General features: G+C 66.8%; 23 protein-coding genes. 9 read left to right on the top strand and 14 right to left on the bottom strand.

The genetic code is table 11. The features are described 5' to 3' along the window. Positions 1–101: 101 nt before the first annotated feature. On the bottom strand, positions 102–398 hold the full coding sequence (locus BSP109_RS16990; protein ID WP_146001148.1) for a hypothetical protein: 297 nt from the start codon (positions 396–398) through the stop codon (positions 102–104). 86 nt (positions 399–484) lie between these two features. On the opposite strand from BSP109_RS16990, the gene BSP109_RS12160 reads away from it, so the two are divergent. Beyond that, positions 485–1,531 carry an alcohol dehydrogenase catalytic domain-containing protein gene (locus BSP109_RS12160; protein ID WP_101600966.1) on the top strand — a complete coding sequence of 349 codons (1,047 nt, stop codon included), beginning with the start codon at positions 485–487 and terminating at the stop codon, positions 1,529–1,531. An 81-nt stretch (positions 1,532–1,612) separates the two neighbouring features. Here the strand turns inward: BSP109_RS12160 and BSP109_RS12155 are convergent, their stop codons facing one another. Next, complete coding sequence (locus tag BSP109_RS12155; protein WP_101600950.1) at positions 1,613–2,629, bottom strand: NYN domain-containing protein; 1,017 nt, start codon at positions 2,627–2,629, stop codon at positions 1,613–1,615. 116 nt (positions 2,630–2,745) lie between these two features. Between BSP109_RS12155 and BSP109_RS12150 the strand changes: the two genes are divergently transcribed. Continuing rightward, positions 2,746–3,486: a 3-hydroxyacyl-CoA dehydrogenase gene (locus BSP109_RS12150; RefSeq protein WP_101600948.1), complete on the top strand. Its 741-nt coding sequence runs from the start codon at positions 2,746–2,748 to the stop codon at positions 3,484–3,486. A gap of 10 nt (positions 3,487–3,496) precedes the next feature. Here the strand turns inward: BSP109_RS12150 and BSP109_RS12145 are convergent, their stop codons facing one another. The 6 genes from BSP109_RS12145 to BSP109_RS12125 form a co-directional block, all read right to left on the bottom strand. Next, the gene (locus tag BSP109_RS12145; protein WP_101600946.1) at positions 3,497–4,150 is read right to left on the bottom strand and encodes a TetR/AcrR family transcriptional regulator; all 654 of its coding nucleotides are present in this window, start codon (positions 4,148–4,150) and stop codon (positions 3,497–3,499) included. A 161-nt stretch (positions 4,151–4,311) separates the two neighbouring features. Beyond that, positions 4,312–4,437, bottom strand: a complete 126-nt coding sequence (locus BSP109_RS17770) for a hypothetical protein (RefSeq protein WP_257944679.1) — start codon at positions 4,435–4,437, stop codon at positions 4,312–4,314. Positions 4,438–4,496: 59 nt separating this feature from the next. Next, positions 4,497–5,201 (bottom strand): YitT family protein, encoded by a 705-nt coding sequence (locus BSP109_RS12140; RefSeq protein ID WP_219618543.1) that lies wholly within the window; start codon positions 5,199–5,201, stop codon positions 4,497–4,499. Positions 5,202–5,607: 406 nt separating this feature from the next. Further along, complete coding sequence (locus BSP109_RS12135; protein WP_101600943.1) at positions 5,608–7,020, bottom strand: MFS transporter; 1,413 nt, start codon at positions 7,018–7,020, stop codon at positions 5,608–5,610. A gap of 149 nt (positions 7,021–7,169) precedes the next feature. Then, a complete protein-coding gene (locus BSP109_RS12130) occupies positions 7,170–7,736 on the bottom strand; it encodes an SDR family NAD(P)-dependent oxidoreductase (protein WP_101600941.1) in 567 nt (188 codons plus the stop codon). A gap of 4 nt (positions 7,737–7,740) precedes the next feature. Then, positions 7,741–7,947 (bottom strand): aldehyde dehydrogenase family protein, encoded by a 207-nt coding sequence (locus tag BSP109_RS12125; protein WP_101600965.1) that lies wholly within the window; start codon positions 7,945–7,947, stop codon positions 7,741–7,743. Between the two features lie 140 nt (positions 7,948–8,087). Between BSP109_RS12125 and BSP109_RS12120 the strand changes: the two genes are divergently transcribed. The 3 genes from BSP109_RS12120 to BSP109_RS12110 are packed head-to-tail and all read left to right on the top strand — an operon-like array spanning position 8,088 to position 10,484. After that, on the top strand, positions 8,088–8,642 hold the full coding sequence (locus BSP109_RS12120; RefSeq protein WP_180959720.1) for a TetR/AcrR family transcriptional regulator: 555 nt from the start codon (positions 8,088–8,090) through the stop codon (positions 8,640–8,642). Between the two features lie 22 nt (positions 8,643–8,664). Beyond that, a complete protein-coding gene (locus BSP109_RS12115; protein ID WP_101600938.1) occupies positions 8,665–9,447 on the top strand; it encodes an enoyl-CoA hydratase-related protein in 783 nt (260 codons plus the stop codon). A 56-nt stretch (positions 9,448–9,503) separates the two neighbouring features. Continuing rightward, positions 9,504–10,484: an NADPH:quinone oxidoreductase family protein gene (locus BSP109_RS12110; RefSeq protein ID WP_101600936.1), complete on the top strand. Its 981-nt coding sequence runs from the start codon at positions 9,504–9,506 to the stop codon at positions 10,482–10,484. 12 nt (positions 10,485–10,496) lie between these two features. On the opposite strand, the gene BSP109_RS12105 is transcribed toward BSP109_RS12110, so the two are convergent. Then, on the bottom strand, positions 10,497–11,717 hold the full coding sequence (locus tag BSP109_RS12105; RefSeq protein WP_257944678.1) for a benzoate/H(+) symporter BenE family transporter: 1,221 nt from the start codon (positions 11,715–11,717) through the stop codon (positions 10,497–10,499). A 38-nt stretch (positions 11,718–11,755) separates the two neighbouring features. Here BSP109_RS12105 and BSP109_RS12100 point away from each other — a divergent pair, with 38 nt between their 5' ends. Continuing rightward, a complete protein-coding gene (locus tag BSP109_RS12100) occupies positions 11,756–13,060 on the top strand; it encodes an FAD-binding oxidoreductase (protein WP_101600933.1) in 1,305 nt (434 codons plus the stop codon). Between the two features lie 19 nt (positions 13,061–13,079). Continuing rightward, positions 13,080–13,667, top strand: a complete 588-nt coding sequence (locus tag BSP109_RS12095) for a TetR/AcrR family transcriptional regulator (protein ID WP_087007881.1) — start codon at positions 13,080–13,082, stop codon at positions 13,665–13,667. On the opposite strand, the gene BSP109_RS12090 is transcribed toward BSP109_RS12095, so the two are convergent. The 5 genes from BSP109_RS12090 to BSP109_RS12070 all read right to left on the bottom strand — a co-directional run bounded on the left by BSP109_RS12090 (position 13,636) and on the right by BSP109_RS12070 (position 19,842). Continuing rightward, positions 13,636–15,024 (bottom strand): FAD-binding oxidoreductase, encoded by a 1,389-nt coding sequence (locus tag BSP109_RS12090; protein WP_101600932.1) that lies wholly within the window; start codon positions 15,022–15,024, stop codon positions 13,636–13,638. The two genes, BSP109_RS12095 and BSP109_RS12090, sit on opposite strands and share 32 nt — an antisense overlap. A 172-nt stretch (positions 15,025–15,196) precedes the next feature. Beyond that, positions 15,197–15,532 (bottom strand): divalent-cation tolerance protein CutA, encoded by a 336-nt coding sequence (gene cutA / locus BSP109_RS12085; RefSeq protein WP_101600930.1) that lies wholly within the window; start codon positions 15,530–15,532, stop codon positions 15,197–15,199. 162 nt (positions 15,533–15,694) lie between these two features. Continuing rightward, positions 15,695–16,138 carry a DUF4303 domain-containing protein gene (locus tag BSP109_RS12080; protein WP_101600929.1) on the bottom strand — a complete coding sequence of 148 codons (444 nt, stop codon included), beginning with the start codon at positions 16,136–16,138 and terminating at the stop codon, positions 15,695–15,697. Further along, positions 16,138–16,809: a hypothetical protein gene (locus tag BSP109_RS12075; protein WP_101600927.1), complete on the bottom strand. Its 672-nt coding sequence runs from the start codon at positions 16,807–16,809 to the stop codon at positions 16,138–16,140. Before BSP109_RS12075 ends, BSP109_RS12080 begins: the two co-directional genes overlap by 1 nt. A 93-nt stretch (positions 16,810–16,902) precedes the next feature. Continuing rightward, complete coding sequence (locus tag BSP109_RS12070; RefSeq protein ID WP_257944677.1) at positions 16,903–19,842, bottom strand: penicillin acylase family protein; 2,940 nt, start codon at positions 19,840–19,842, stop codon at positions 16,903–16,905. A gap of 204 nt (positions 19,843–20,046) precedes the next feature. Between BSP109_RS12070 and BSP109_RS12065 the strand changes: the two genes are divergently transcribed. Both BSP109_RS12065 and BSP109_RS12060 read left to right on the top strand, forming a co-directional pair. Continuing rightward, a complete protein-coding gene (locus BSP109_RS12065; RefSeq protein WP_101600926.1) occupies positions 20,047–21,705 on the top strand; it encodes a helix-turn-helix domain-containing protein in 1,659 nt (552 codons plus the stop codon). A 121-nt stretch (positions 21,706–21,826) separates the two neighbouring features. Further along, positions 21,827–23,368, top strand: a complete 1,542-nt coding sequence (locus BSP109_RS12060) for an AMP-binding protein (protein ID WP_101600924.1) — start codon at positions 21,827–21,829, stop codon at positions 23,366–23,368. The last annotated feature ends 14 nt before the right edge of the window (positions 23,369–23,382 follow it).

The following is a 23,382-nucleotide window of genomic DNA, read 5'->3' as shown; positions in this document are numbered from 1 at the left end:
AACGCACCGGCCGCGGATTCCGCAACGCGGAGAACTACCGGACGCGTATCCTGCTCACCAGCGCCGCGAGAACCGTAGCGTGAATACCCGCCACAGCAGGGTCATTCACCACGAACCGCGAAGAGCCCGTAAACACCCTCACCCGTGACGGTGAGGCTCTGGCAAGAGCACTCGAGCTGGCCGCGCAGGCTTGCGAGAACTCCCCGTTCGCTGTGGGCGAGAGCCTCTCCGTCATGCAGGACGTATTGGACGCCGGTGAAGAGCTCGGATTGACGCAGACGGAGGCCGCCACCGACGGGATTCGCGCTTCCGAAGACAAGCAGGAGGCGGTCGCCGCGTTCCTCGAGAGGCACTCCCGGACTGGCGCGGCGGATGAAAGTCCCGGAGATCTCTCTCACATGCACTTATGAACATGTGCTGACCTTCATATGGTGGGGAGTGCACGGCGGGTTATCGTCGGCTCTCTGTTCGAAAGGCAGTGATCATGCGCGCAATCGTATTCGAGAACTTCAAGACCTTCCCCTCGCTCAAGGACGTCGACAAGCCCACTCCCGGCCCCGGCGAGGTCCTCCTCAAGGTGGCAGGCGCAGGTGCATGCCACTCCGACGTCGCCATCTATGACACCTTCGAAGAAGGCGGCCCCGGCGCGCAGAACCCGCCGTTCGTGCTCGGTCACGAGAACTCCGGCTGGGTCGAGGAAGTCGGTGAGGGAGTCGAGGGCTTCACGAAGGGCGACGCCTACCTCGTCTACGGGCCCATCGGCTGCCAGCGCTGCCGCGCCTGCTCCCGCGGCCAGGACACCTACTGCGAGAACGCAGCCACGAATCCCTACATGGGCATCGGCCTGGGACGGGACGGCGGTATGGCGGAGTACGTCTCCGTCCCCACACGCAACCTCGTGCCGCTCGGCGACGCAGACCCCATCGCGGCAGCACCACTGTCCGATGCCGGCCTCACCCCGTATCACGCGATCAAGTTGGCACTCCCCCAGCTGGCAGGCGGCGGCAAGCACGCCCTCGTCATCGGCCTCGGCGGACTGGGCCAGCTGGGCGTCCAGATCCTCAAGGCGCTCACCGGCGCGACGATCATCGCGACCGACATGAAGGAGGACGCGATGGCGGAGGCTGAGGCCGCTGGCGCCATCACCGTCCCCGGTGGCCCCGACCAGGTCGAGCAGATCCGTGAGCTCACCGGCGGCAAGGGCGTCGACGCGGCTTTCGACTTCGTCGGTGTCGCAGGCACCGTGAACGTCGCGATGAACTCGATGGCCGTGCAGGGACGCTGCACGATCGTCGGGATCGCTGGTGGCACCTACGAGTGGTCCTTCTTCACGAACCCGTACGAGGCGACTCTCACGAACACCTACTGGGGCACGATCGAGGAGCTTCACGAGGTCGTCGACATGTACAAGGCCGGTCAGATCCTGCCAGACGTCGAACGATTCTCGCTGGAGAACGGTCTCGACGCCTACCGGAAGATGGAAGCCGGCGAGTTGTCTGGCCGTGCAGTGATCGTGCCGCACTACGCCTGAGCGGAACTGTCCGCAACTCGGGCCCTGGTCGCCGGATCGGTCCGGCGATCCAGGGCCCGGACCATGCTCGCCCCTCCTACATCATGAACGACGTCCGCCGGACCGCTGCTTGAGTCGTACCTGCATGTGACGACCATCAGTGCGGTGATCCAGGTAAGACTGCTCGGCGACGAGGTCGCTGAGCTTCCGATAGCCGAAGTCACGGGCGTCGAAGTCCGCATGCGTCCGATTGAGGTGCTGTCCCAGGAGGCTCAGCGTCGCCCAGCCGCTGTCGTCGCTCGTCGCGTTGATCGCCTTCGTCAGGGCACTCTGCAGATTGATGCGGGAGCTGCCAGTGTCCTCGGCATCGGAGAAGAGGACCTGCGTCACGACCGGCTGGGATGACGATGACTCGCGGTCGTCACCCACGGGCGCGGCAGGCTCGCCATCGGCCGTCCTTTCGGCGGTCTTCTCATTCGTGCTCTCCCTGCGTCCGCGGGACGAGTCGGCGGATTCACTCTTGCGACCTCGGCCAGATGACGCGCCCTTGCTTGCGGCCTTGCTGTCTGAGGACCTGCCACCCGAGGCCTGGCGTGAACGATCCCTATCGACCGCCTCGGTCACAGTCTCTTCATTCGCGACTTCTGCGGCCTCGTCGTCCTCGCTGCCCAGCAGTTCGAGGTAGATGAACTGGTCGACCGCGTTGCGCAGCGAGATGGGCGTCTTGCGCCGGCCTAGACCGATGACCTTCTTCCCCGACTCGCGCAGGCGCGTGGCCAGGCGGGTGAAGTCGGAGTCCGAGGAGACGATCGCGAAGGACTCCACGTTGCCCATCCACATCAGGTCCATCGCGTCGATGATGAGTGCGGAATCCGTGGAGTTCTTCCCCACGGTGTAGGCGAACTGCTGCACCGGCTGGATCGCCCACCGGTTCAGCTCCTTCTTCCATCCGTTGAGCTGTGACGTCGTCCAGTCGCCGTAGGCGCGCTTGATGGTCGGGGTGCCGTAGGAGGCGAGCTCTTCGAGCACTGCTCCCGCGTGGGTGGGCGAGACGTTGTCGCAGTCGATGAGGACCGCGATCCGTGTGTCGTCGTGGGATGGAGTGGAGTGATGAGCCATGTGCCCAGCGTACTGGCGCTGAGGGGCACGACGCGTGTTGAACGATCGTTCAGAGTGCGCTAGACATGTGTGCGGAACCACTTTCGACGGCGAAAGCCGGAAACGAGGCACAACCCATGCACTTCCAGGACAAGACCTTCATCGTCACCGGCGGAGCCTCCGGGCTGGGCGCCGCGACCACCGCTGAACTCATCGAACGCGGCGCGCAGGTGATCGTCGCGGACGTCAAGGGCGAAGCGCCCGCTGGCGCGACCTTCGTCCAGACTGACGTCACGGACGAGGACAGCGTCGCAGCGATGGTCGAGCAGGCGAACGCGAACGGCACGCTGGCCGGCGTCGTCAACTGCGCCGGCATCGGTGTCGCGCAGAAGACGGCCGGCAAGCAGGGTCCGCACGACCTGGGCGATTTCAGCAAGGTCGTCGGCGTGAACCTCATCGGCTCGTTCAACGTCATCCGTCTGGCCGCAGCCGCGATGCAGAAGAACGAGCCCGGTGAGGACGGCGAGCGCGGAGTCGTCATCAACACAGCGTCCGTCGCCGCGTACGACGGTCAGATCGGTCAGGCTGCGTATTCCGCGTCCAAGGGTGGCATCGTGGGCATGACCCTGCCGATCGCCCGTGACCTCGCGAGCTCCGGCATCCGCGTCATGACCATCGCGCCGGGCCTGTTCCTCACCCCGATGATGGCAGGACTGCCGGAGAAGGCGCAGGAGTCTCTGGGCCAGCAGGTCCCGTTCCCGTCGCGCCTGGGCCAGCCGTCGGAGTACGCGGAGCTCGTCACCTCCATCGTGTCGAACCGCATGCTCAACGGCGAAGTCATCCGTCTGGATGGCGCGATCCGCATGGCGCCGCGCTGATCGACGGCCTTCAGCCGCCCTTCGGCCCCTCGCTTTTCGGCCGGCGCATGTCGACGACGAGTTCGGAGGTCGAGGGGCGGCTGTCGCTGGGGAGCACCTCGATGACCTGATCGACCATCGGCTGCAGGAACAGCGTGCCCAACTGCCGCACCATCGCGGCGACGACCTGATCTGTGCGATCGCGTGTCGACGATGCGAGACCACGATCCCGCATGTCATCGACGCTGTCAGCGATGAGCTCGGTCAGCTGCGCCAGGAGTGAGCCGCCGGGGTACGGGTGAAGGAACTCACGACGCATGTAGTCCTTGATGAGCGGGTTCTTCTCCAGCATCCCGTTGACGTGCACCTGCCGGTCGCGCGCATCGGCGCCCTTCTCCCCCGCTGCGTCCTTCGCCTGCTCCAGCGCGTCGGCGAATTGACGGACGATCCATCGTTCGAGATCGTCGCGCAGGCCGTTCTTGGACCCGAAGTGGTGGGGAATGAGGCCGACGGTGACCCGGGCCTCGGCGGCAATGGCCCGCAACGGGGTCGACGAGACACCCTGGGTCGCGAACAGGTGTAGCGCCGCCTGACGGATCCGGCCCACGCTGGCCAGATCGCCTTCTTGTGGCACGTCCTCGTGCGAGTTCTCCACCACTGTGCGTCCCTTCGTCTGCCACGCCATGCTCCGAGCGGTTCTGCCACGAGCATCGAGACAGACCGCCGAGCATTGTACACGTGTTCAGCCTTTGTGGCGAAGGACGCGAAGACCGGAACGCTCGCCACTCACGCGAAGCCCGCTTCCGCCGCATGCCTGCGGCACACGGCGGAAGGAGCCTCTGCGCATCACGTCAGCATGACGATGATCGCGACGATGATGATCAGTCCGACGATGCCGCCGGGGATCCAGATCTTCATATCGACCTCCTTCAGAAGTCCTGCGCGTCCACGAGAGTGGCCGCCTGCGGCCACATTATCGAAAATCAAGCCGACTTGCGCGAACTCTCCGACGGCGGGCGCTCGGGAACAGTTCAGCGATCGGAGGGCGATTCGTCGGCGGCGACCAGCTCGATGCTCGCCTTCTCCACGGTGCTGACCGGTTCGAGCAGGCGGATGACGAGGTGCACGACGAAGCCCACGCAGAGAGCCGCTGCGACGGTCCCCTCCCGCACTCCCGCGAGCCCCCCGGTGAAGATCAGCGCGATGACCACGGACAGCAGGACAAGGGTGGTGTCGAACTGGATCTTCATCGAGCTGAAGAGGAGCGGCCTCTTCACACCGAACGTCCGGATCAGCTCGTCGCTGAGAGCGAGGATGAGCCCCTCACCGGCGAGCGGGGTCGTCTGAGCCTTCACCTGGAAGGCGACACCGATGCCCACGAGTACGATGCCGATCGCGACGAGGATCCACTGGTGCCAGTAGGCGGAGTAGGACACGTCCCGGACCACCCACAGCGCCACGTCGTTGAGCACGCCGAACACGACGACCACGGGGATCTGCAGAAGCTGCACCGGCTTGAACCGCTTGCGCAGGACGACGATCTGCAGGGCGACGAACGCCAGGTTCATGAGGATCATGAGCAGACCGAACGACAGCGGCATGAGTTCACTGAGGACGTAGGGCAGGCTCGAGATCGGCGTCGTGCCCAGGTCGCTGCGGACCGAGAAGGCGATGCCGAGCGACATGAGGCTGAGGCCGAAGAGCAGCATCACGTATCGCAGTGCGATGTCGATCACTCGATTCCTGCAGAACACTGAACCCCCGAAGATCCTCAGATGTGCCGGCACGGAGCGGCAAAGAAAAAACGCCGACCGGAGTCGGCGAAAACGATAGTGAGGTTCAAACCTCAACTACGTCACAATATCAGGAGGCTCCACGCGCGTATCGAGCGGGGCCCTTCGTGCTCAGCCCCCTTCCGCCGCGCATCGATGACGCGCGGCGGAAGGAACCGTCAACTCACACCAGGATGGCGATGAGTGCCACGATGATGATCAGTCCGACGATCCCGCCGGGAATCCAGAGCTTCATGATTGTCTCCTTCGAAGGTCTTGCGCGCCCACGGGAGCGGCCGCCTCCGAACACCCTACGGAAAATCAGGACGACTTGCTTGAACTCGACGACGGTGGAATGTTGCGGATACCATCACACCACTTTCGAGCGGCCCTTCGACAGCCACACCAGCACCATGCACGCCAGTGCCGCGATAGCACCGAACGCGAAGGTGGTGAGGAAGCCTGCGAGGACCGGGACCTCGGTGCCGTCGACCACCACGACCTGGGAGGCGAGCACCATCCCGGTGACCGTCGCACCGGAGCTGGTGCCGACACTGCGCATGAGCGCGTTCACCCCGACGGCCGAGCCGGTCGCGGTGCGCGGGACCTCCGCCATGATGAGCGTGGGGATCGCGGCGTAGGCGATCGCGACGCCCACGCAAGAGATCGTGCTGGCGAGGATGAAGTGCCAGACCTCGTCGTGCCAGAGGAGCGTCACGCCGTAGCCCGCCGCTCCGACGAATGCGCCCAGACATGCAGAGGTCCGCGCACCGTATCGGTTGGTGACGCGAGCGCCCACGGGTGCGGCCGCCATCATCGCGAGCGAGGCCGGCACCAGTGCCATGCTCGCATCGATCATGGAGAGCCCAAGTCCCGCCTCCGTGTGCGCGGGCAGCTCGAGGATCTGGAGGTAGGCGACCTCCATGACGAAGAAGGAGAAGCCCAGTGCCGTGGCGCCCAGGTTCGTCAGCAGCACGGGACGCAAGGCGAACTGCCGCAGATCGACTATGGGCTCGTCGACTCTCAGCTCGAAGAGTACCCACACCCCGAGGACGAGCACTCCTCCCAGCACCACGAGGAGTGTGGTCGGGGAGACCCACCCCCAGACGGGGCCCTGGGAGATCGCGATGAGGATGCCGGACAGACCGGCGCCGAGGCCCAGGGCGCCGATGACGTCGACGTGCCTGCCTGTGCCCGGGGAGTGCGGGACGGTCACCCACACGACGACAAGGTTCACCACGCCGAGTGCCATAGTCGACCAGAACAGCGTCTTCCAGTCCCCCACCTGGACGATCCACGCCGCCAGCGGCAGCCCCAGCGCGCCGCCGAATCCCAGGCTGGCGCTGACGAACGCGATGCCGGTGACGCTGAGCTTCCGATCCGGCAGATCGCCGAGGATCGAGATCCCCACCGCGATCACACCCATGCTCACGCCCTGGAGTGCACGTCCGAGGAGCAGCCACCAGAGCCCTTGGGAGAGCGCGGCGATGAGCGAACCGAGGATGAGGAGGGTGACGAGAACGAGGAGGACTCGGCGCTTGCCCCAGAGGTCGGCGAGCCGGCCGGAGATCGGCGTGGTGACGGCGGCGGCGACGAGGGAGACGGTGAGCACCCAGGCGGTGGCGCTGCGGGTGGAGTCCAGCAGCTCCGGCAGGTGGTTCTGGATGGGGACGACCAGGGTCTGCATGAACGAGACACTGGTCGCGGCGACGCTGAGCGCGACGACGATGGCCCAGGGGCTGGGTGACCTGGGAGCGTCGGGGGCGGTTCGGGGTTCACGCACGAGGCATCGTCACCTGCACGTATATGACTCCCATACGAGGAGCCTATCGGGATTGCTCGCGGCTCCCGGACACAGGAGACCCTCCGCGCCGGTATGACACGGAGGGTTGGAGCTCTCGCGACCCATCGCGAGCGAGCAGCTGTCTCTTCTCAGCCCATGTACTTGCTGAGGTCGGGGTAGCCGGTGATCTCCCAGCCGCCGTCGACCACCAGCGAGGTGCCAGTGATGTACGAGGCGTCGTCGCTGGCCAGGAACAGCATCGGCTTGGCGATCTCCTCAGGAGCTGCCGGACGCGACAGGACGATCGACTCCTCGAACTCCTTCGACAGTGCCTCGTTCTCGCTGAAGTCATTGGTCAAGGGAGTGGTCACCAGGCCCGGGAGGATCGCGTTGACGCGGATCCCCTTGCCGCCCAGCTCGAGGGCCGCGTTCTTGGTGAAGCCCTCGGCTCCCGCCTTGCCCGCCACATAGGCTGCGCCGAACCACATCGGCACGTGCGCGTTCAGGCTCGCAACGTTCACGATGGCGCCGCCGCCGGTCATAGCACGCGCCTCATGCTTAACAGACAGGAAGATGCCCTTGAGTACGAGGTCAACGGTGAAGTCCCAGTCTCCTTCGGACATCGCGCCTTCGGCGATGAGCTGGTCGACAGTTGCCTTGCGGATCACCGATCCCGAGCCGGTGACCAGGGCGATCTTGTCCGTAAAGCGTGGCATATGCTCAATCGCCGAGGAAGGTCGACTTGAGGCTGAAGTAGGCCTCCAGACCTTCCGGTCCCAGCTCCCTGCCCAGACCGCTGCTCTTCACCCCGCCGAACGGCGCACCCCAGTCGAGGTCGTAGCGGTTCACGCCGAACGATCCGGAGACCACCCGGCATGCGACGCCCAGCCCACGGTCCTTATCGACCGTCCACACTGTGCCGCCCAGTCCGTAACCGTCGGTCTCCCCTCACCACGTCATTGTGTGTCAGCTCACGACACAACATACCCCAAGGTATGGTCTATGGGAGCGGATCCGGATCCTCAGCGCCGGCGACGTGTCCCGAAACCCCACCGAGAGGAGGTCACGTGGCGTCATTGAAGACGGATCAGTTCCTCAAGCAGGGTCTCCAGGTCTTGGCCGAGTCAGGCAGCGGCGACCTCTCCATCACCTCACTGTGCAGGGACCTCGGCGTGACGAAGGGGTCGTTCTACCACCACTTCGGCAGCCTCGCCGACTACACGGATGCTCTCCTCGCCTACTGGGAGGAGGAGTGCAACTATCGACCGATCGAGCTGTCGCGGAAGGCTCCGAACGAATTCGACCGCGTCGAAGCGCTGTCGGACTGGGCAGCCTCACTCCCCCACGAGACCGAGGCGGCTCTGCGGGCATGGGGCTCCAGCAATGGACAGGTCGCCGCCGTGCAGGCACGCGTCGATGCGGCCCGCGAATCGCGGATCCACGAGCTCGTGCGGTCACTCGGAGTGGAGGATGCAAGGGCCCGCGTCCTCGCACAGATGGGAGTGACCCTGCTGATCGGCTTCCAGCACCGCGAAAGACCGCTGGACCCGCGACAGCTGCGCCGCATGTTCGCTGAGGTGAACACCATCATCTTCCGCGAATCTCAGAAGCCATCGGCCTGAACACATACACGGAGGAACCGACATGTCTGAACACACTGAAGAGACGCCGCTCAACCACAGGATCGAGGTTGAGCGGCACGAGCACGTGCTTGTCATCCACCTGGACCGCGCGGACAAGCGCAACGCCATCGACTCGCACATGACGAGCGCCCTGGACGCTGCGCTCAATGAGGCGGACGACGATCCCGAGGTCCGGTGCATCATCCTCACAGGCGGCGAGCGCGCGTTCTCCGCGGGCACTGATCTGGCTGATGGTGCGGGGACTCCGACGGAACGCGGCGGCCCCTACGGAGTCATCCGACGCAGTCGCCGGACCCCGCTGATCGCCGCTGTCGAGGGAATCGCCTACGGAGGCGGGTTCGAGGTCGTGCTGGCCTGCGACATGGTCGTCGCGCACAGGGCGGCGCGCTTCGGTCTGCCCGAAGTCGCCCGCGGCGTGATCCCCACCTGCGGCGGTCTGTTCCGCGGGTGGCACAGTCTCCCCGTGACCGTCGCGAAGCAGATGGTCCTGACCGGCAGACCGCTCAGCGCGCAGCGAGCCTATGAACTGGGCATCGTGAACGAACTCGCCGACGACGGCGAGGTTCTCGCCACCGCATTGGACCTGGCCGCGCAGGTCAGCGAGAACTCGCCGCTGTCCGTGGCAGAGAGCCTCGCCGTCATGAACGACGTGCTGAGCATCCCTGAGGAGCTCGGCTGGTCGCGCACGGACGAGGCGACGGCGACGGTGAAGTCCTCCGAGGACTACCGAGAAGGCGTCAGTGCCTTCCTGGAGAAGCGCTCCCCGCAGTGGACCGGTCGCTGATCCCACCGACCTGATCAACCAGGACCTGATCCTCCCCACCCCAGGAGCACTGCCACATGCGAAGAATCGTCTGCACGGAGTACGGCGCACCGGAGACGCTGCGAGTCGTCGAGGAGGCCACGCCGCCCCCCGCCGCTGGAGAAGTACTCATCGAGAATCACGCGGCGGGCGTGAGCTTCGTCGACAGCCTGATCGTCCAGGGCGGCTACCAGGTCAAGCCGCCGCTGCCGTTCACACCGGGGAACTGCTTCGTCGGCACGGTGAGCGCCGTGGGTGAAGGTGTGGACGACGCACTTGTGGGACAGCGGGTCGCCGGAGTGGTCGCCGGCATCGGCGGTGCCTACTCGACGCACGTCATCACGACGGCCGACGGCATCACACTCGTACCTGCGGCGGTCTCCTCTGAGGTCGCCGCTGCGAGCATCGAAAGCTACCTCACCGTGGTGTTCGGCGTGACTCACCGCGTCTCGATCGCAGAAGGAGACGACGTGGTCGTGCTCGGTGCGGGCGGTGGGATCGGCCTCGCCGTCGTCGACATGGCGCGAAGCCTGGGCGCCCGCGTCGTCGCCGTTGCCTCCACGGAGGAGAAGCGGGCTCTCGCGCTGCAAACCGGTGCCGCAGCGGCGATCGGGTATGAGGACCTCAAGGATCGGATCCGCGAGGAGACCGGCGGCGGAGCAGACATCGTCTTCGACCCCGTCGGCGGGCCTGCGGCGGAGAGTGCCCTGCGCGCGCTGGCGACCGGCGGCCGCCACTGCGTCATCGGATTCGCGTCCGGCGACATCCCCCGCCTCCCTGCCAACATCGTCCTGCTCCGGAACAGGTCCGTCATCGGCATCGACTGGGGCGACTGGTCACGCGAGGAAGGCGGGCCGGCGGGGAATGCGGCACTGCTGAAGGACCTCTTCGCACGCATCGCCGCGGGAGAGCTGCGTCCACCGGAGCCCAGTGTCGCGGGACTCGACGATGCAGGCCGGATCCTCACTCAGATCTCTGCACGACGTGCCGTGGGGAAGTACGTGCTCACGACCTCGTAGGACGCGGCTGCGTCAGCGGTTCGTCCTGCGCCGCTTTCCCAAGCGCAGGACGAACCTCACCAGCAGACCCGCCAGCAGGGCCCAGAACGCAGCGCTCACTCCTCCGATCGCGATGCCGGATGCCACGACCGCGAACGTGACGACTGCAGGGATGATGTCATCGACGTCCTCCAGCGACGCCTTGAGTGACGACGCGAATGTCCCGAAGAGCGCCAGCCCCGCGACTGCCGCGATCACGCCTTCTGGCGCGAGCGTCACCAATGTGCCGAACGCGGCTGCACCGATGCCGATGGCGATCGCGACGAAACCGGACGTCACACTCGCGATCCACCGCCGATCCCGATCCGGCCCGGCTTCAGGACCAGCCGTCAGCGCCGCGCTGATCGCCGCGAGGTTGATGCCGTGGCCACCCGCCGGTGCCGCGATCACCGACCCCGCACCCGTGAGAACAATGGCTCGGCGCCACGGCACGTCGTAGCCCAGCCCCTTCATGACTGCCATGCCCGGCACGTTCTGCGACGCCATCGTCACGAGGTAAAGGGGCACCGCGATCCCGATGATCGCCTGCACCGTGAACTCCGGCGCGACGAACTCCAGTCGTGGCAGGATCGTCGCCGCATCCACCCCGGCACCTGACGTCACGACATGCACGACCACGACGCCCGCCGCGACAAGGAATGCCGCCGGCACCGCCCACCGGGGGAAGAACCGCACTCCCACCAGCCACACGAGCACGACGGGGATCACTCCGGCAGGGTTCGCCACCGCTCCCGTGATCGGACCCAGGCACAGCTGCAGCAGCACGCCCGCCAGCATCGCCTGCGCCACTGACGTCGGGATCCGCGCGATGAGGTCGCCCAACGGCGGCACCAAGCCGGTGGCGACGATGAGCAGACCCGTCACGAAGAACGCACCCACCGCAGCGGGCCAACCACCCTCCACCGCACCCGTCGTCACGAGCAGAGCGGCGCCGGGCGTCGACCACGCGACCGTGATCGGCAGGCGCGACCACCACGCGAGCACCACAGTCCCCACTCCCATGAGGATCGTGACGGCCATGAGGCCGCTGGACGCCTGCGCAGGACTCGCGCCCACAGCAGACAGGCCCGCCAGGACGACGACGAATGAACTGGTGAACGCGACGAGTGCGGAGACGAATCCCGCGGAGATCGGCTGCGCAAGGGGCTGAGGTCCCGGAGACGACGAGGGCTCTGACGCATGCTGGCTCGACACGTGCTGAGTCTCCCACAGCGCTGGGTTCCCTTGAGAGTATGGACGCATTCGACGACCTGGAGGCCTCTCCCGTGAACACTGAACCATCCACGACCTCTGAAACTCAGTCCCGCCGCCACGTCGCCGTGATCGGCGGCGGCGTCATCGGCCTGTCCAGCGCCTACCGTCTGGCCCAGTCCGGCCTGGACGTGACGGTGCTGGAACGCGATGAGATCGGGCAGGGCGCCTCGTGGGGCAACGCCGGATGGATCGTGCCGACACTCATCCAGCCCTTCAACTCCCCCGGCGCGGCCACCGATGCGTTCAAGACGTTCGTCACCCGCGGCGGCTATGCCGCGCTGCGCCAGTTCCCCACCCCGCGCCTCGCAGCCTGGGGTCTGTCGTTCCTGCGCCACAGCGGTTCGAGCCGCAGCGCCGCGTCGATGCGCACCCTGGCGGCGATGGCCCACGACACCGCCGAGGCCACAGGACAGTTGGCAGACGAGCTCGACTTCGAGGTCCACCGGACGGGCCTGCTCATCCCGTTCCGGTCTGACGAGGCGCTCGAGGGATACACCCACACGCAAGCGCAGGTGCAGGAGCTGGGCTACGAGGGCCGCGTCGAGTGGCTGGACTCCCAGCAAGTCGCGCAGCGCGAACCGTCCCTGAGCGATGACCTTGCCGGCGGCGTCCACCTGCTCGATGAACTCACCGTCCGCCCGGACTCCATGACCAGCGCGCTGGCCCGCGGCTTCCGCGAGGCAGGCGGCGAGCTGCGCGAGCACACGTTCGTGACCGGGCTCGACGAAGAACCGGGCGGCCGCTGGACGGTGGCGACGACCTCGGGCGCGGATCTGGTGGTCGACGCCGTCGTGGTCGCCGCAGGCGAGCATTCCGCGAGCCTGCTGCGGAAGGGCGGCGCACGCATCCTGCTGCAGTCGGGCCGGGGGTGCAGCGTGACGCTGCCACCGGTCCTCTCGCTGAACCAGGCGGTGAAGATCGCCGAGGTCCAGGTCGCCTGCTCTCCGTTCGACAACGGCCAGGTGAGGGTCTCCGGCACGTTCGACCTGGTGAGCAAGGACGCCCCTACGAACCGCAGCCGTATGCAGCACGTGCTCGATGCCGCGGCGCAATATCTGCCGGGCCTCGCCGAGGTCGACCTGGACGAGCACGACGTCTGGAGCGGCGCGCGTCCCACCACGCCGGACAGTGTGCCCGTCGTCGGACCGGTCGGGAAGAAGCCCGGACTCTACGCGGCGACCGGCCACGGAACCCTGGGCATGACGCTGGCCGCAGGCACTGCGAACACCATCCACACGCACGTCACACGACTCATGAGAAGCAGAGGGGTGGCCACAGCATGACACCCGTTCCAACGACTGCATCGCCAACTGGTTCGAGCTGTTCTCAGCGCACGGCTTCGCCGACGTGTCGGTCGACGATGTTGCGCGAGCGGCGGGAGTGACCCGCGGCGCCGTCTATCACCACTACCGCAACAAAGCGGGACTGTTCGGCGCAGTCGCCAGCACCCTGCAGAGGCAGGTCGCCGGTGCAGTCGTCGCCACGGCAGAGTCAGCGGGAGAGAACCCCGGCGAGCAGCTGAAGGCCGGTTGCCACGCATTCATCGACGCGATCACCGCAGGTCCGGCGACGCGTATCCTGCTGATCGATGGGCCGACGGTTGTCGGGTGGGAGAAGTGGCGACAGCTCGACGCCGAGAATTCGGTGGTGCATCTTCGCGAAGCGCTGACCGCAGTCGGTGTCGAAGACGAGCTGCGTGATGCGATGACTGCGCAGCTGTCGGGAGCGATGGACGAAGCCGCCATATGGATCACGCAGCAGCCTGACGCATCGCACGCGCGAGACCTCGCGCACCGCTCCCTCGAGCGCCTGATAGCCGCACTGATCAGCTGGATACCCGCACCAGCAGCCGCCCACCTCAGATCTCCGCGAGCATCTTCCCGGGGTTGAGGATGTTCTTCGGATCCAGCGCGTCCTTCACCGCTCGCTGCGCCCAGCGGGACCCCTCATCGAGCTCCTTCGCAAGCCACCCCTTCTTCAGGTAGCCGACCCCGTGCTCGCCGGTGATCGTGCCGCCCAGGTCCAGACCGATCTGCATGATCTGCTCGAACGCAGCCTCTGCCGTCGCGGTCTGCTGTACATCGGATGAGTCGAAGAAGACGGACGGGTGGGTGTTGCCGTCGCCTGCGTGAGCGACCAGGGCGATCGTGAGCCCCGTCGACTCGCGCACCTCGTCCAGACGATCACAGAACTCGGGCATCGCGGCCCGCGGGATGCACACGTCGTCCAGGAGCTGTCCCCCGCCGTGCGCGTGCGCGTAGTGCTCGTACGCCGGCTGGATCGACCTGCGGGTGGCGACCAGCGCAGCGGAGTCCGCCGGATCGTCGGAGACGGCGACGTCCAAGGCGCCCGCGGCCTCGGCGACGGCACCGAAGGCCCCCAGCATGTCCGCAGCCTCCGCAGGCGACTGGTCGAACTGGACCAGCAGCATCGACCCGGCCTCCTCGTTCAGGCCGAAGTCGCCGTAGGAGTTGAGCATCGTGAGGCTCGCGCGGTCGAGGAACTCGAAGAGGCTGGGCTGGCCGCCGGCTGCCATGAAGTCCGCGACCGCCTGCAGACCGGAGCGCTCATCCGGGAAGACAGCCACAGCGGTGACGGGGTCGGGCATGAGCAGGATGAGGCGCAGGGTGGCCTCGACGACGATGCCCAGCGTGCCTTCGGAGCCGATGAAGAGCCCGCGCATGTCCAGACCGGCAACACCCTTCGCCGTCTGGGGACCGAACGTGGTGAGCGTGCCGTCGGCCAGCACGACGTCGATGCTGCGGACGAAGTCACGGGTCACCCCGTACTTCACGCAGCACAGGCCGCCCGCGTTGGTCGCGATGTTCCCGCCGATCGAGGAGATCCCCACGGATCCCGGGTCCGGCGGGTAGGACAGGTTGAACGGACGCAGGTGGTCCTTGAGGTCCTGGTTGATGAGCCCCGGCTGGACGCGGACCGTGCGCTCCGAGGTGTTGACCTCCAGCACGTCCTGCATCGCCGCGACGCTCAGCAGGATGGAGCCCTCCGTCGCGTTCGCCCCGCCGGAGATGCCGCTGCGCGCCCCCTGCGGCACGACCGGGATGGTGTGCGCGTGGGCGAAGCGGACGGTGGCCTGCACGTCCTCGACCGTCTTCGCGCGGACCAGGGCGATGGCCCCGTCGTGCGGGCAGAAGAGCGCCTCGTCCTTCGAATGCGCGGCGACGACATCCGGGTCTGTCGTGAGCGCGCCGTCGGTCAGCTGGGCTGCGAGCGTCTGCAGGTCCATGGGTCTCCTTCGCGTGGGGCTGGACCCATTGTCCACTGTGTGCGGTGCCGGTGTGGCATGGGAGGTGCCGGCTCGGTGGTGAGGTCGCTTCTACCTTGCGCTTTGTTCGCGTTATGCGTGCAAGCATTCCCGTACATCGCGAGAATCGCTGCGGTGTCCACACGCGCCAGGCTCACTGGTGGTGGACGGACTCCCGGATCCACGCGAGGTAGTCCGCGCTGCCGTCGATGATGGGCTGGACGATGTACTCCGGCTCGTCGTACGGGTGGTGCTGGGAGATGTGGTCGCGCAGGGAGCCGGCCGCGGCCTCGGCGGTCGTCTTGAAGGTGAGGAGCCACTCCGGGTCGTCGTGCACCTCGCCCTGCCAGCGGTAGAAGCTCCGGACCCGGGCGACCTGCACGCACGCGGCTAGCTCCTGGTCGATCACCGCGGAGGCGAGCGCTTCCGCTGCCTCCGCAGAGTCCACGGTCGTCTGGGCGGTCACGCAGTCGGGTGAGGGGGTCGTCATCGTCGCTCCTGTCGGTCGTGGACGGGCATCAGTCGTCATGATGGATGAGTCGTCGTAGTGCCTCAACCATCGTTGCGCGCCATCCAGCATGGAGCGTCAGTCGTCGAGGCCGAAGTACTGGGCGAGTTCGGGGCGGCGGTCCTCGCTGTTGAGGCGGACGTTTCAGCCGACCTGCGCGGCTTCGTCTACGCCATCCGTGACGAGGACGACCCGGATGGCATCGGGCGAGCGCTCGAAGAAGCCTTCCTCCACGAGCTGAGCCATGACATCGACGACTGTGGTCCAGACGAGGCCGCGGCGGGCGTCGATGTTGCTGATGTCCAGTGCCTCGACCGCGTGGTTCGCAGCGAGCACGAGGTCAACGGCCGCATCGTCCTCATGCGGCAGATCCCACTCGTCCGAGGTCCAGACGTAGTCCACGGCGCCTTCCGGGTCCTCCGCGATCTGCTCGTCCCGTGCCGTGCGGGTGTGCGCGGCCAGGTAGAGCGAGTGCGCGTCGCCGTCGCTGCAGACGCCGTAACCGACGACCTCGCCGCGATCGTGGCAGTCGGTCAACTGGGTGAAGCCTGCCGCGAACGAGTCGCGCAGGGTTGCGGTCAGTGTCATCAGTCGTCGCCTTCGTGCGTGGGGAAGATCAGGCGTTCCGACCCGTCCGTGTCGCCCCACTCGACCACCCGGGTCACCCGACCATCGCGCACCTCCACCCCGGACCACGCCGGGAGCATGAGCACCCGAGTCGCCGACGGATGGACCTGGGCCACCTTCCACGCCGGCACGTACTCGACGACTTCCGGCTTGACCGTCTCCCCGAACTCCCAGTCGACGGGAATGACCATCCAGCCCGACGCCTGTTCGGCACTTAGATCCAAGCGTTGGAGGCGGTAGTCCTCGAAGTCCTCCCACCCCGGAGCCGCCAGCACGTCCTGCCAGAAATGCAGGTCCTGCGGTCTCTCCCCACAGGACGACGCGAACTGCATCTGCTGGGCGTAGGTGTAGATCGCGATGGTGAGGTCCTGCGTGCGCTCGTTCCCCGCATCGCCCTGGTAGTCGGGTGTGCGGAGTGTGAGGATGCCCTCGTCCTCCTCGCCCGGGAGGTCCTCGACGAAGATCGGTCCCCACCCGTACTGCATGATGAAACCGTCGTACAGACGGTGGCTCTGCCCCTTGAGCTCGTGCAGGATCGCGTTGATCTGAAAGGCGAAGACCTCTGCAGCGCTCGCCCGCACCCGGAACTCGCCCATCTGCCTCTCGGTCCCGACGTACTCTCCGAACTCCATGTGCCTCTCCTTCATCTGCTGATTCCCGCCGAATCTCAGACTACGGAGGGACCGGGGCCCTCACAGGCAACAACACGTAACGGTTCCGGAACATCACGGCGTCAGCGTGAGTGTGTCCTCCGCCGCGGCGTCGACCGCCTCCGGGCTGAATCCCCACGCATACTGTGTCCCGGTCGCCCAGTCCTCCGCCTGATCCCGGTAGTGCTCGTGGAACGCGTGACCGCTTTGGCCGGTCAGGTTCTGCCACGTCGACGCGTCCCAGTCGCTCACGTCCACGACCATCCGCAGGGACGGCACGGTCGTCGTCGCATACCCCTCGTCCATCTCCCAGCCGGTCGCGTTCACGACTCCGGACCCGCCGCCCGTCTCCACCGGACCGCGGTTGAAGAGTGCCTCGACAGGCGCGATCCCGCTGGTGCCGAACGTCTGGTGCGTGAGCGGCAGCGCGTGCAGCTCACCCCAGTTCCAATCCTCCGGGTTCCCGCCCTGCAGGTCCGTGATCTCCTCGTGCGCCTGTTGCGCCGCGTCCCGCAGCAGAGCCGCCCGATCACCGTCCCACCAGGGACTGTCCTTGTCCTCCAGCTGCTGCTCCAGGAACACCGCCAGCCGTGACTGGTCGTCCCGGTCGATCGTGGGACGGGCCACCGCGCCGTCCGCGTCGGCGGCTCCACCCGCCTCGACCGACTCGCCGCCGCCCTCGTCCTCCGCCTGCTCCGACTCCGGCGTCACAAGAGTCCCGTGCGTCTCGATCATCTTCCCCAGCAGGTTCGACCACAGCACATTCGCATACGCCGCTGCCGCCGAGTCCGCATCATTCTGCCCGTCCCACTCCCCTAGCAAGTCGAGCGCCTCCGCCACGTCCCCGTCGTCCACGTCCAGCCGGTCGTAGGCGCTCTGCAGTGACTCCGCCGCCGGCATCCGATTGTCCATCTGGATCGCGGCCATGTCCGCGGCACTCACCGGGCCCGCCTCGATCGCGCCCTCCACCAGCTCGACGATCCGGTCCGCCCGGTACCCGTAGTCCCAGTCGCTGGACAGGAAGTGCTCGTAGTCGTCGGTTACGATCGCGTTGTTCGCCGTCACGATGTACCCCGAGTTCGGGTTGTACACCACCGGCAACTCCTCGAACGGGATGAACCCCTGCCAGTCGTACGCGCTGTCCCAGCCCGGCTGCGGCAGCCACCCGTCACCCTCGCCGCGGATGGGCAGCCGTCCCGGCGCCTGGTACCCGATGTTCCCGTCCGTGTCCGCGTAGATGAGGTTCTGCGCCGGCACGTCGAACAGCGAGGCCGCCTGCCGGAAGTCCGCGAAGTCGCCCGCCGTGTTGAGCGCGAAGATCGCCTGCGCCGTCGTCCCGACGTCCAGCGCCGTCCACCGCAGGCTCACGTCGTACAGGTTCTCGTACCCGCCTGCGTCGCCGCCCGCTTCGGACCCCGCTCCCGAGGCCGCAGTCCCCGTGTTCTGCACGCCCGCCTGCTCGTCCGGCCCGGAAGGAGACTCCTGCTCGTCGTCCTGGGTCGCCTCCAGGACGGGGTCCGCGACCGGCGGGATCTGGAGGTCCGTGAACTCCGGCGTCAGTCCGTCCAGCACCGGGCCGTGCACGGTCTCGCGGATCTCCAGCTCGACGTCCTCACCGCCGGCGACCTCGATCGTCTCCGTCCGCACGTCGAAGGGGACGGATTCGCCGTCGCGCTCGTACCCGTCGTCCGTCCGCCGTTCCAGGTAGAGGTCCGCCACGTCCGTCGTCAGGTTCGTGAAGCCCCACGCCACCTGCTGGTTGTGGCCGATGACGATGCCGGGCAGGCCGGAGAAGCTGTACCCGCCCACATCGAACGGGCACTCGTCCGTCACCTCCGCGCACCGCAGCTGCATCTGCGTCCACACGGACGGAAGCGCCGCACCCAGGTGCGGGTCGTTCGCCAGCAACGGCGCGCCCGTCTCCGTGTGCTCGCCGGAGACCACCCACGAGTTCGAGCCGATCCCCTCCCCCGCACCGCCCACCAGCGCATCGACCTGCGTCAGCAGATCCGTGAGGGCGGAGAAGTCGACGCCGAGGCCCGCGCCGCCGGCTGCCGCGGTGACCGCGCCGGCCGCAGGGCCGGTTCCGGTCTTCATCGATCCGGCTGCGGCCTCGGCGTCGTCTACGGCCTCGTCTGCGGAACCGGGCTCCGCTGCGGAGCCGGCCTCGGCCTCGGCGGCGGTGTCCTCCTCCGTACTGCCCGCGGGAGCCGGGATGTCCGGGTCCGTCACAGCGGAACCGTCCGGGTCCTCCGCGAGGATGACCGGGTGGTCGTCGAAGGGGTAGTCCGGGTAGAGATCCGCCAGGCGGTCCGCCTCCAGGTGCGGGGTGAGGAGGGCGCGGGCGGTCTCGTCCTCGATGTTCGTGCGCAGGTCCCACGCCATCGCCTTGAGCCAGGCGACGGAGTCCGCGGGAGTCCAGGGCTGGGGCTCGTAGCCGCGGTTCTGCAGACCCAGGATCGTGTACTCGAGGGCCAGGCCGCCGCCCGAGCGCTCCTCCAGGTACGCGTTCACGCCGGCGGCGTAGGCCTCGTAGTAACCGCGGGCATCCTCAGGCAGAGCGTCGACCTCCTCCTGGGCCGTGCGGTGCCAGCCCAGCGTGCGGAGGAAGGAGTCGGTGGGGACCTGGGACTCGCCGAAGAGCTCGGACAGGCGCCCGGCGGTCATGTGCCGGCGGAAGTCCATCTCCCAGAAGCGGTCCTGGGCGTGGACGAAGCCCTGTGCGCGGAAGAGGTCGTCAGTGGTCTCCGCCGTCAGTGTGGGGATGCCGTGGCCGTCGCGCTGGACGGTCACGTCGCTCTGCAGGCCGGCGACCTCGATCTCGCCGTCGGTCTGCGGGAAGGCCCGCATGACCGACCAGGTGAGGAACGCTGTGACGAGCAGGACGAGGACCAGGAGCCCGGCAAGGATGCCCAGGAGGATCGTGCGGAGCCGGGAGCGCTTGTGCTTCGTGTCGTCGCGTGTGGCCTCAGAGTCCTTGATCGACTCGTCCTGCGACGTGCCGCGCTGTGCCATTGACCGGTCCTTCACTGAGTGTCGAAGCGCACGGGGGCTCCCCATGTGCTGAGAGTCGATGCCCGTGATCGACCGGCTGCGGCACCTTCACCGAGCGGTCCGAGTCATGGCACCCCACAGTGTCCCACCGTTCTCACAGGTAAGCGACAGATTCGGACCTCTCGTTACAGAGGTGTGACGGAAGGTCAGACACAATGAGGGACCATGACCGACCCGAACCGCTTCCTGAAGGGCCTGCTCGTCGCCAACGATGCGACACAGGCCATGCAGACAGCTGTCGAGCAGGTGCGCGAGGTCTTCGAGTGCGACGTGTCCTGGACCGGTGTCCTCCACGACAGCCTCCTCCAGATGGGCGCGTACTCGGGACTGAGTACATCTGAGATGGCTGCTGCCTGGCGCTTGGAAGTCGGCGCTGGGATCGGTGGCCGGACTGCCCAGCTGGGACGCCCCCATAAGAGCATTGACTACCAGCACGATGCGCGACGGGTGACGGCGAAGCGGCTCATCGACAACGAGGGGATCGTGACGGTCCTTGTTGTCCCGATCCTCGCAGCGGACAGGACCCTCGGCGTTCTGTATGCAGCGTCCAGAACTGCACGGAGATGGACCGATGGCGAAGTCGAGCGGTTGGAGACGATCAGCCACTACCTCGCCGTACGTCTGAAGCAGCTCGACGTCGATGGGCGGGTGGAAGCCGAAGCGGTCGCCCAGCGCAGACGCGCAGACGAAGCAGCCGCCGGGCTTCGCGCAGCGTCAGAACTCGTGAATAGTCTGACGCACGGCCAGCAGATCGAATCGGCACTCGACACGACGGCCACTGCGGCCCGGGCCCGCATCGAGCTCAGAGACGACCAGGGGCAGTTGCTCCATGCAGCGGGGCCCCGGAGGACTGACACGCAGAAGGCGCTGTTCTCCGGCGAGCTCGAAAGCGGAAGCGGCCTCTACATATCGCTACTGTCCGAAGACTCGCAGCAGTCGACCGGCGAACCGGCAGTACGGCTCATCTACGATGTCCTCCGCCTCCAGCTGCTGCGCCTGCGAGAGCGCGACAGAACCACCGAGAACCTCCGGGGTGAGCTGCTCGATCAGCTCCTCACCGGCCGCATCGTCGACCCGCAGAGCCTCATTCGACGGCTCGCCGCCATCGGGATGGTCGACCTTGCTCGCGGTGCTCGCGCGCTGGTCATCGGCACCAATGACCAGGAGGCCGTGATCTCAGCTCGTCTCATCGACGATATCCGTTCCACGTTCCCCCGCTGTCTGGTCGAGCACCGCGACGACCGCCTCGTCGTGCTCTTCGCCTCGCAGCCGGCGCCGTCCGAGGAGCTGGAGCGCCGCTTGTCTGATCTGCTCGGGCGCGAACGACAGCGGCGTGGAGATGCTGCCGGGCCGATCGTCATCGGGATCGGACGTGCCAGCACGGAACTCATCGACATCTCGATGTCATACGACGAAGCGCGTGCAGCGTGCGAAGTCGGCCTGGGTGGGGACCACCGCACCGAGGACGACGTTCTGAGTGCTCGAAGCCTCGGCATCCAAGGACTCGCGAGTCTCCCCCTGACCCAGCTGCGCACCACAGTCGCAGACACCTTCGGACCGCTCCTCGACTCCGACCACCGCCGAGGAACGCAGCATCTCGCCACACTCCGGACGTACCTCGCACACGACCGTCACATCCCTGGTACGGCGGCCGATCTGCGCGTGCACTACAACACCGTGCGGAACCGCGTCGCGAGGATCGAAGCGCTCCTGGCGGTCGACCTCGACGATGTCGATGATCGCTTCCGTGTGGAGACCGCCCTCCGCATGGAGTCCGTCGTCCGCGCACTGTCACGAAGAGCGACATACGCTGTCGCGCCGTGACATCAATCCAGCGGATGACTGTCGTGACGTGCCCTGTGAAGCACGGCACAACTACGACAATCTGACCTCTTGACTACCTCGGCGACGAGGATCTCAACGATGAGGAAGAGGTACCCGCACTATGGCGGTTGATGTGGCCAGAGACCTGGTGTTCCCTGCGATCGAGCGGCACGGCGATCGTCGCGCAGTCGTCGCAGACGGGCGGGGGTGGTCGTTCAGGGAGTTGCGAGCCTCCGCGCTGCACCTTGCGGCCCGTCTCATGGAATCGGGGGTCCAGCCGGGCGATCCCGTTGCGATCGTGGTGGAGAACCGCGCGGAGTACCTCATCGCAGATCTGTCGATCATCGCTGTGGGCGGTGCGAAGGTCCCGGTCAACATGATGCTCTCCGACGGCGAGGTGAGCTACATTCTCCGCGACTCCCGGGCTCGAGTCGTCCTGACCTCCGGCAGTCGTCAGTCTGCAGTGGACGAGGGCCTGGCTGGGAGCTCAGACCCCGTCGTCATCACACCTGAGGCCGAAGGCTGGCGCGCGGCCGGCGACTCGGGCGCATCGGAGGGTTCTGCCGAGCTCTCGGAGATCGTGCGACGGCTGCCACAGATCCACCCCGACGACGTCGCGCTCATCATGTACACCGGCGGCACGACGGGCAGGCCGAAGGGCGTGGTCCACTATCAGCGCGGATACACCACGAACCTCATCTCCCACGTACTCGAATCGGAGATCACCGCTGAGGACCGCATGCTCCTGTCATCGCCCCTGCCGCACAGCGCCGGGTTCCTGGCGCTGACAGGCCTTCTCCAGGGGGCGGTGGTCCATGTCGAGGAGCGCTTCGATATGGATGTCGTGCTGGACCGCATCGAGAACGACAGGGTGAGCTTCCTGTTCATGGTCCCCACGATGATCTATCGGATGCTCGATGAGGTCGAATCGCGACCCGGCTTCGACTCGAGCTCACTGCGCACGATCCTCTACGGAGCATCGCCCATCACAGAGGAGCGCCTGAAGCAGGGGCTGCGGCTCTTCGGGAGGGTCTTCGTGCAGCTGTACGGGCAGACGGAGGCGCCGAACTTCCTCACGCGACTGCGCCGCGACGACCACACAGCGGAACAGCATCCGGAGCGGCTGAGGAGCTGCGGGCAGGCCGCCCTCCTGGCACGTGTACGCACGGTGCGCAGTGACGGCAGCGACTGCGATCCGGGAGAGGTCGGCGAGGTCGCGGGGAGCGCGCCGTACGTCATGCAGCGGTACCTGGGCAACGAGGACGCGACCGCTTCCACACTGCGCGACGGCTGGCTGTTCACCGGAGACCTGGGCTACCTGGACGATGACGGGTACCTCTACCTGGTCGACCGGATGAAGGACATGATCATCACCGGCGGCTTCAACGTCTACGCCAGCGAGGTCGAGCAGGCTCTGGCGGGCCTGGACGCCGTCAAGGAGTCCGCGGTCGTGGGCATTGCCGATCCGGACTGGGGCGAGGCCGTCGTGGCCTTCGTCGTCCCGTCCTCGTCAACGGCCTCGGAAGAGAAGGTCCTCCAGGACATCCGTCCGCTCCTCTCCGGATACAAGCGCCCCAAGCAGGTGGTCTTCACGGATGCCCTTCCCGTGACTGCTGTGGGAAAGATCGACAAGAAGCACCTTCGGCACATGGCAGAGACGTGAGCACGAGCCTCACC

Origin of the sequence: Brevibacterium sp. Mu109, assembly GCF_900169375.1 — a bacterium.
In the GTDB taxonomy this organism is placed as follows: domain Bacteria; phylum Actinomycetota; class Actinomycetes; order Actinomycetales; family Brevibacteriaceae; genus Brevibacterium; species Brevibacterium yomogidense_A.
This window is presented reverse-complemented; position numbering and strand designations above follow the sequence as displayed.

What these genes read in the sequence shown, in the direction of transcription:
- BSP109_RS12160 (WP_101600966.1), top strand. Translation starts at nt 485, where the DNA reads ATGCGCGCAATCGTATTCGAGAACTTCAAGACCTTCCCCTCGCTCAAG.
- BSP109_RS12155 (WP_101600950.1), bottom strand. Translation starts at nt 2,629, where the DNA reads ATGGCTCATCACTCCACTCCATCCCACGACGACACACGGATCGCGGTC.
- BSP109_RS12150 (WP_101600948.1), top strand. Translation starts at nt 2,746, where the DNA reads ATGCACTTCCAGGACAAGACCTTCATCGTCACCGGCGGAGCCTCCGGG.
- BSP109_RS12145 (WP_101600946.1), bottom strand. Translation starts at nt 4,150, where the DNA reads ATGGCGTGGCAGACGAAGGGACGCACAGTGGTGGAGAACTCGCACGAG.
- BSP109_RS12130 (WP_101600941.1), bottom strand. Translation starts at nt 7,736, where the DNA reads ATGCCACGCTTTACGGACAAGATCGCCCTGGTCACCGGCTCGGGATCG.
- BSP109_RS12115 (WP_101600938.1), top strand. Translation starts at nt 8,665, where the DNA reads ATGTCTGAACACACTGAAGAGACGCCGCTCAACCACAGGATCGAGGTT.
- BSP109_RS12110 (WP_101600936.1), top strand. Translation starts at nt 9,504, where the DNA reads ATGCGAAGAATCGTCTGCACGGAGTACGGCGCACCGGAGACGCTGCGA.
- BSP109_RS12100 (WP_101600933.1), top strand. Translation starts at nt 11,756, where the DNA reads ATGGACGCATTCGACGACCTGGAGGCCTCTCCCGTGAACACTGAACCA.
- BSP109_RS12090 (WP_101600932.1), bottom strand. Translation starts at nt 15,024, where the DNA reads ATGGACCTGCAGACGCTCGCAGCCCAGCTGACCGACGGCGCGCTCACG.
- cutA (WP_101600930.1), bottom strand. Translation starts at nt 15,532, where the DNA reads ATGACGACCCCCTCACCCGACTGCGTGACCGCCCAGACGACCGTGGAC.
- BSP109_RS12080 (WP_101600929.1), bottom strand. Translation starts at nt 16,138, where the DNA reads ATGACACTGACCGCAACCCTGCGCGACTCGTTCGCGGCAGGCTTCACC.
- BSP109_RS12075 (WP_101600927.1), bottom strand. Translation starts at nt 16,809, where the DNA reads ATGGAGTTCGGAGAGTACGTCGGGACCGAGAGGCAGATGGGCGAGTTC.
- BSP109_RS12070 (WP_257944677.1), bottom strand. Translation starts at nt 19,842, where the DNA reads ATGGCACAGCGCGGCACGTCGCAGGACGAGTCGATCAAGGACTCTGAG.
- BSP109_RS12065 (WP_101600926.1), top strand. Translation starts at nt 20,047, where the DNA reads ATGACCGACCCGAACCGCTTCCTGAAGGGCCTGCTCGTCGCCAACGAT.
- BSP109_RS12060 (WP_101600924.1), top strand. Translation starts at nt 21,827, where the DNA reads ATGGCGGTTGATGTGGCCAGAGACCTGGTGTTCCCTGCGATCGAGCGG.